Here is a 983-nt window from a genome sequence, read left to right on the forward strand (position 1 = left end):
TTGTCATCCAACCCATCATTGTCTGTATCGGTTCCTGCCGGAACTATATCAGCTACGCCATCATTATTTGTATCAAAACCTTCGATAGCATCTACTATACTGTCGTTGTCTGAATCTAAGTCTAAGTAATCTACAGTGTCTGCTCCATCACTGTTCACAGGGGTAAGTCCGCCTGCGTAGTTATCGTCTACTCCATCGTTATTGGCATCGACACCATTCGGTGCAAGGTATCCTGCCGTTGTTTGAGCCTCCACATTATCTGGAATACCATCACCATCGGCATCTTGGTCCTGGAAGTTAGGGATCCCATCGCCGTCAAAATCATTCTCTCCAACAACACCTTCTGTATACGGGTTGTTGTCGCCATCTAAGTTTGGATCTTCAACACTGTCTAAAATCCCGTCGTTATCGTCATCTAAATCTGCACTGTCAGGAATACCATCACCATCCAAATCAGTGGCATCTAAATAATCAGGTGTACCATCAACATTACTGTCTGTTGGGTTCGCAGGGTCTGCGCCTACTTCGGTAAGGGTAACAATACCATCGTTATCATCATCCGTGTCTCGGTAATCCAACTCATCTGCTCCATCTGTATTGTTTAAATCTGCAGAAGGTGTGGTAGTGACTTGTAAACCGTTTGGATCTGAGTAATCTGCACTGGAGTCAAAATTGTCATCCAACCCATCATTGTCTGTATCGGTTCCTGCCGGAACTATATCAGCTACGCCATCATTATTTGTATCAAAACCTTCGATAGCATCTACTATACTGTCGTTATCTGAATCTAAGTCTAAGTAATCTACAGTGTCTGCTCCATCACTGTTCACAGGGGTAAGTCCGCCTGCGTAATTTGTATCTACACCAGTACCGTCTACAATACCACTCGGTGCAAGGTATCCTGCTGTTGTTTGAGCCTCCACATTATCTGGAATACCATCACCATCGGCATCTTGGTCCTGGAAGTTAGGAATACCATCGCC

General features: G+C 44.7%; 1 pseudogene. It reads right to left on the reverse strand.

Features of this window, described 5'->3' with window-relative positions:
* Positions 1 to 983 (reverse strand): annotated as a pseudogene (locus ACJRPK_RS17465) (hypothetical protein); the annotation flags it as partial.

This window comes from Aquimarina sp. 2-A2 (assembly GCF_045505135.1).
Classification (GTDB): domain Bacteria; phylum Bacteroidota; class Bacteroidia; order Flavobacteriales; family Flavobacteriaceae; genus Aquimarina; species Aquimarina intermedia.